Origin of the sequence: Brachyspira pilosicoli (assembly GCF_019402445.1) — a bacterium.
Taxonomy (GTDB): domain Bacteria; phylum Spirochaetota; class Brachyspiria; order Brachyspirales; family Brachyspiraceae; genus Brachyspira; species Brachyspira pilosicoli_B.
On sequence record NZ_SRZM01000011.1, the window covers coordinates 1 to 6126 of the forward strand.

The window sequence follows — 6126 nt, forward strand, 5'->3', positions numbered from 1 at the left end:
GGTACAGCTCGTACGCGGGAAAAAGAACAATAAGAAATATAAACTTTATTAATTTTTTATTATTTATAAATTATTGATAAAAATATAAATGGCTTTATTAATAAAAACTTACTTGATAAAACTCTAATTTATTGTTAATATCTTGAATATAATTCATTAATATTTTTGAATATACAAAGTTTAAATAAATTTACAAAAAGGAGAATAATACTTATGTCAATAGCATTTTTATTTCCAGGACAAGGCTCTCAAACTGTTGGAATGGGTAAATCTTTATATGATAATGTAGCAGAGTCTAAGGCTATATTTGATAAAGCTGCTAATATATTAGATGATGTAGATATTAAGGCATTATGCTTTGAAGGAAGCGAAGAGGATTTAAAGAAAACAGAAAATACTCAGCCTGCTTTGGTTACTGTTGGTATGGCTGTTTATGAAGCTTTAAAAGCTAAAGGAATAAAGGGAGATTATTTTGCAGGACATAGTTTAGGAGAGATTACTGCTCTTTCTGCTGCTGGATATATCTCTTTTGAAGATGCTGTAAAGATTGCAAGAACTAGAGGACTACTCATGGCAAAAGCTGGTGCTGATGCTCCTTATGGTATGGCTGCTGTACTTGGTTTGGATTATGACACTGTTTCTAAGTGCATGCCTGAAAGCAAAGAGGTAGTTGCTGCTAATTACAACTTAAAAGACCAAATTGTTATATCAGGATTGCTTAGTGCTATAGAGGCTGTTACTCCTAAACTTCAAGAGGCTGGTGCTAAAAGGGTTATGCCTTTAAAAGTTTCTGGTGCTTTCCACTCACCATTTATGAAGCCTGCCGCTGATGAACTTAAAAAATTCTTGGATAATGTTCAATTTAATAATAGCGGTAATAAAGTATTATCAAATGTTACGGCAGATGTGCATAGTTTCGATAATATAAAAGATAACCTTTACAAACAAATGTTCTCTACTGTAAGATGGTACGATAGCATGATTAATCTTCAAAGTAAGGGTGTTAATAAAATATATGAATGCGGACCTGGCAAGGTATTAGTTGGTATGTCTAAAAAAATAGCCCCAGAAATAGATGCTGTTTGCGTATTTGATAATGACTCTCTAAACTCAGTACAATAAAAAATAATTTTTTAATTTTTATAAATAAAAAGGAGGCTTAAAAAGCCCCCTTTTTTTACTATATTTTAAAGGTTTAAATAATTAGATTTTTCCAACCAAATCAATTCCTGGTTTCAAAGTTTTAGCACCTGGTTTCCATTTAGCAGGACAAACTTCACCGCCATGTTCAGCAACATATTGAGCAGCTTGTACTTTACGTACTAATTCATTAGCATCTCTACCAATGCCCATATCATGTACTTCATAAGCTTTAATTTCGCCTTCAGGGTTTACAATAAAGCTTCCGCGTAAGTCTTGTCCAACTTCTTCTACAAATACTTCAAAGAATCTTCCTAATATTCCTGTTGGGTCTCCAAGCATAGTATATTTTAAGTTTTTGATAGTTGGTGAAGCGTCTGCCCAAGCTTTATGTACGAAGTGTGTGTCTGCAGATACTGAATAAACTTCACAATTAATTTTTTTAAGTTCATCATAAACAGTACCTAAATCTTCTAATTCTGTAGGACATACAAAAGTAAAGTCTGCAGGATAGAAGAAAAATACACTCCATTTACCTAATACATCTTTTGTACTAACCTCTTTAAACTCTCCATTTTGATAAGCATCAACCTTGAAATCTATAAGTTTTTTATTGATTAAACTCATTATAAAACTCCTTTTATTTTTTGTTTGTATACTCTAACAATACAATAAATAATAAATTTTGTCAAGTAAAAAAGTGTACAAATTAGTAAAAATTCCTAAAAAATATAAATATTTTTTAATGCTTAAAATGTCTTATACCAGTAAATACCATAGCAATACCATGCTCATTACAAGCATCAATGGACTCTTGGTCTCTCATAGAGCCTCCTGGCTGAATTATAGCTTTAATATTGTATTTAGCACAAGCGTCCACTACATCTCTAAATGGGAAAAAAGCATCTGATGCCATCACAACTCCGTCTCCTGCTCTCTCTAAAGCATCTTCACAAGCCCAAATTCTGTTAGTCTGTCCGCTTCCTATACCCTTAGCCATAAAGTCTTTTATAACCACTATAGCATTAGACTTAGCATATTTTACAACCTTCATTCCGAATATTAAATTCTTCATTTCTTCTTCTGTAGGCTTTTTCTCTGTTACAACCTTATAATCTTCTATTAAAGTAGTGTCTTCATCTTGAACTAGTAATCCTCCGTCTACTTTAACAAGATTAATTTTATCATTAGTGTTAGTTTTATATTTTATAACTCTTAAATTCTTTTTAGTTTTTAATACTTCTAAAGCTTCAGGTGTAAAATCTTTAGCAATAACAATTTCTAAGAATATTTTAATAAGTTCTTTTGCAGTTGATTCATCTACTGTGCTGTTAAATGCCACTATTCCGCCAAATATAGAAGTAGGGTCGCAGTTATAAGTTCTATTATAAGCCTCAAATACATTGCTTCCCAAAGCAGCACCGCAAGGAGTAGAGTGTTTTATAGCAGAGCATGCATATTCTTTTTTAGCTTCATCAAATTCTAATACTATTTTTAAAGCTATATCCATATCTCTAATATTGTTAAATGAAAGCTCTTTTCCGTTTAATTGTTCATAATCTTTCATAGAGCCTTTATCTGTAGTTGATACATAATAGCTTGCCCCTTGATGTGGATTTTCTCCGTATCTTAATTCTTCTTTCAAAGCATAAGACATATTCAAATAATTAAGTTTTTTATCTTCCTTGTTTTCTAATGAATTAAACATAAACTCAGACACTGCAGCATCATAAGCAGAAGTTAAATTGAACACTTTAGAAGCTAAATATTTTTTTGTTTCAAAACTAACTTCGCCTTTTTCCATTTCGCTTTTTACCAAATCATAATCTTTAACATCGCTTATAACAACAACATCTTTAAAAGATTTAGCAGCAGAACGAAGCATAGTAGGTCCGCCTATATCAATAAACTCTATCTTTTCTTCAAATTTCAAATTATCATCTTGAACCTTTTCAAAGAAAGGATAAAGATTAACTATAACCATATCAATAGGAGTAATTCCTCTCTCTTTAATAGTTTCCATATGAGTAGGGTTATCTCTTATAGCAAGTATTGCACCATGTATTTTAGGGTCCAAAGTTTTTACTCTTCCGTCAAGCATTTCTTTAGCTCCTGTAACTTCAGCAACCTCTATAACTGGTATATTATTTTCTTTCAAATATTTATAAGTTCCGCCTGTAGAAACAATTTCCACATTTTTAGAAGTTAGAAATTTAGCAAAGTCTAATATTCCGTCTTTATAAAATACAGATATCAATGCTCTTTTAATCATAAACAATCTCCATAAAAAATATAGTTTTTAATGAAAATATTATAATATAAAAGGCACTATTGTAAAGAATGTTTTACTAATAATTTTAAAATTAATAAACATTATTTCTTTTTACTTTCAACCAATGTTAAAAGTGTTGTATTATAATCTTTAGCAGATATTGCTTTATTTTGATATATAATATTTTTGTATTTATCATTTCTATTAAAATGCTTAGCCCTAAAACCGCCTGTCATTTTTAGTTTATATAAAATATCTCCAATAGTTATATGTTCTGGAGGGCAGGCTAATGTATATGATGTTGTAGAGCCATTTACTATTTTTACTATATATTGGGCTTCTTCTAAAGAATCTGCTATATCGTTTAATACAGAAGGGGCAACTCTCAAATCTCTTGCCAAATCATACATAGACATGCATTTTTTATTATTCATAAATCTATATGCTATTGTATGCATAAACTCTAAAGCTATCATCTCTTTTTCTGCAAAAGATAATTTTATATTTGTTACATCCACACCATAAGACCTAAAATATTGAAGCGAGTAAGTTAATTCTGCACCAAATAATATAATTATCCATACAATATAAAGCAATAATAAAAGCACTGGTATTTGAGCAAATGCACTTGCTGATGATAACTCTGCAGGTTCTATGCTTGTTAGAAGAGAGTTTTCGCTTGTGATAGTTACTATATCATCTAATTGGAAATTATATTTTCTAACCTGTTCATATATATTAGGAGCAAAGTTTGTAAAAAATAAAGCATTGCTAGATATTACCTCTCTTTCATATGTAGCAGCAGATATTCCAGTTCCTTCATCTTCTATTATTCTATAGCTTATTCTATCTAATTTTATGTCTGCTAATTCATTTTTATTATTTAAAAGATTTACTTCTCTTACAATATATTCAGTTTTATATTTATCGCTGTCAAATATTTGTTTATAATTTTTTACGTTTATATTTAATTTAAAATATACACTAAATAAAGTGATAATAGCAATAGCCACAAGCACAGAAGATATTAAAGCATTAGACCAATTAACTTTAGTTTGCGGTACTAATACATAAGAAAATAATACAAGCAAACTCATAGCAATAACAGGAGTAACCCAAGATATTAATATTCTCACAATAGCAGGCAAATAATATAAAGCTATAGAAGAATAAGTTATTAAAGTAAAAGATATACCAATAGAAACAGGTATTAATATTAAAAGAGCAATATAGTTTACAGCTACCCTTGGTATAGAAGTTCTTATTTTTACACGCCAAATTTTAATGAGTGATTTTTGAATATTATGAAGTATTAAACTAGCACTTATTAAAGTAGATATTACACCTATAATACCGAAGCTTGCTAAATCTGTATTATCAGCAATATTTAAAATTTGTCTTACCATAGGTTCATAGAAAGGAGCGTTTTTTTCCATCCAATCGAATATTAAAATAAATATATTTTGATAAATGTTAAATATTCTAAGTACAAACAAACCAACTATTAATGCTGGTATAAAAGAAAGTGTAACAAGATACGTTAATGATGCTGCTCTTATAGTACAATCATCTTTAAAAAAGTCTGTTATTGCAAATGTTATAACTCTATATAAATTTATAAAGAATCTATATGCAGGGTTTACATTTGCTGTATCTATAGAATAAATTTCCTTTTGAAAAAAAGTTTTGATTTTGTTAGTAAAAATTTTGATTTTAGTCATAAAACACTTCTTGCAAAAAATATTTTTTAATGTATAATTAATGATACAAAAGCGAGGGTGGCGGAACTGGCAGACGCACTAGACTTAGGATCTAGCGCCCTAGGCATGAGGGTTCGATTCCCTCCCCTCGCAAATATCTCTATTTTTTCTCTTCGTCTTTATCTTCAACTTCTATAGAAAATTTACATTTATTACATACCTTTTTATATCCATTATAAGTCTTTATTATCCTCATAGAATTCTTAGTATTACAAAAAGGACAATCTTCATGATTTCTAAATACTATAGAAGATATAACATCAACTATTTTTCCTATTCCAGATACAAAAAATAGTATTCCAAACATAGAAATAAATATAATAAATATAATAATAATAAATACAATAAATATAATATTCACAATAGTCCCTTTTATAAAATTATAACCTAAAACACTTTTTTTTGAAAGGATAATTTTTATTTTATGCCGTCTTCTGGAAATATCATATAAATCTTAGATAATTTTTGTAATACCTTTTGAACTTCTGCTGGGTTATAAACAGCAAATACAGGAATATCGCCATTTATTAAATCAGATATAGCTAAAAAAGAAGAACTAAAAAATATTCTATAATCTCTTCTTGCAGAACCAGGACCGTTTCCTATATTATGGTCATTTAATATGTAGGCTTTATATCCAACATCTGTTTTATAATATCCTACTCTCACAGTTCTTGGTATATACTCGCCATAATTTGGAAAATAAGCTCTGTATTCATTTAATAATACTCTATAATATTCACCATTTTGCGGTATTAAAGGGTCATATATGTATAATGCATAATCTTCCTCTTTGAAAGAAGTTGGAGGATTATAAGTACCGTTTGTATAATCTTTATAGTCTTTGTAATCTATAGTTTCAGATATTTTGTTTGCTTCAAAAGTTTCTTTTATATTTCCATCTTGATATACATTTACAATAATTTTATTTTCGCTTATATCAAAGTTTATTAC

At 29.0% G+C, this 6126-nt stretch carries 6 protein-coding genes and 1 tRNA gene; 2 read left to right on the forward strand and 5 right to left on the reverse strand.

All coding sequences use genetic code 11. The features are described from left to right. Window positions 1–213 precede the first annotated feature (213 nt). On the forward strand, window positions 214–1122 hold the full coding sequence (gene fabD, locus E6A48_RS00370) for an ACP S-malonyltransferase (RefSeq protein WP_219708069.1): 909 nt from the start codon (window positions 214–216) through the stop codon (window positions 1120–1122). Between the two features lie 81 nt (window positions 1123–1203). On the opposite strand, the gene ahpC is transcribed toward fabD, so the two are convergent. From ahpC to E6A48_RS00385, 3 genes are all read right to left on the reverse strand, one after another. Further along, on the reverse strand, window positions 1204–1767 hold the full coding sequence (gene ahpC, locus E6A48_RS00375; protein WP_219708070.1) for an alkyl hydroperoxide reductase subunit C: 564 nt from the start codon (window positions 1765–1767) through the stop codon (window positions 1204–1206). Window positions 1768–1882: 115 nt separating this feature from the next. Then, entirely contained in the window at window positions 1883–3412 is a 1530-nt protein-coding gene (purH, locus tag E6A48_RS00380) for a bifunctional phosphoribosylaminoimidazolecarboxamide formyltransferase/IMP cyclohydrolase (RefSeq protein ID WP_219708071.1), read from the reverse strand. A gap of 101 nt (window positions 3413–3513) precedes the next feature. Continuing rightward, window positions 3514–5133, reverse strand: a complete 1620-nt coding sequence (locus tag E6A48_RS00385; RefSeq protein ID WP_219708072.1) for a YhjD/YihY/BrkB family envelope integrity protein — start codon at window positions 5131–5133, stop codon at window positions 3514–3516. A gap of 51 nt (window positions 5134–5184) precedes the next feature. Here E6A48_RS00385 and E6A48_RS00390 point away from each other — a divergent pair. Further along, window positions 5185–5265, forward strand: a tRNA-Leu gene (locus E6A48_RS00390). A 7-nt stretch (window positions 5266–5272) separates the two neighbouring features. Here E6A48_RS00390 and E6A48_RS00395 read toward each other — a convergent pair. Then, window positions 5273–5533, reverse strand: a complete 261-nt coding sequence (locus E6A48_RS00395) for a hypothetical protein (protein WP_219708073.1) — start codon at window positions 5531–5533, stop codon at window positions 5273–5275. Between the two features lie 56 nt (window positions 5534–5589). Further along, on the reverse strand, window positions 5590–6126 hold a 537-nt coding region (locus tag E6A48_RS00400), incomplete at its 5' end, for a hypothetical protein (protein WP_219708074.1).

Coding starts and splice junctions, on each gene's coding strand:
- ahpC (WP_219708070.1), bottom strand. CDS start 1,767: ATGAGTTTAATCAATAAAAAACTTATAGATTTCAAGGTTGATGCTTAT.
- fabD (WP_219708069.1), top strand. CDS start 214: ATGTCAATAGCATTTTTATTTCCAGGACAAGGCTCTCAAACTGTTGGA.
- E6A48_RS00385 (WP_219708072.1), bottom strand. CDS start 5,133: ATGACTAAAATCAAAATTTTTACTAACAAAATCAAAACTTTTTTTCAA.
- purH (WP_219708071.1), bottom strand. CDS start 3,412: ATGATTAAAAGAGCATTGATATCTGTATTTTATAAAGACGGAATATTA.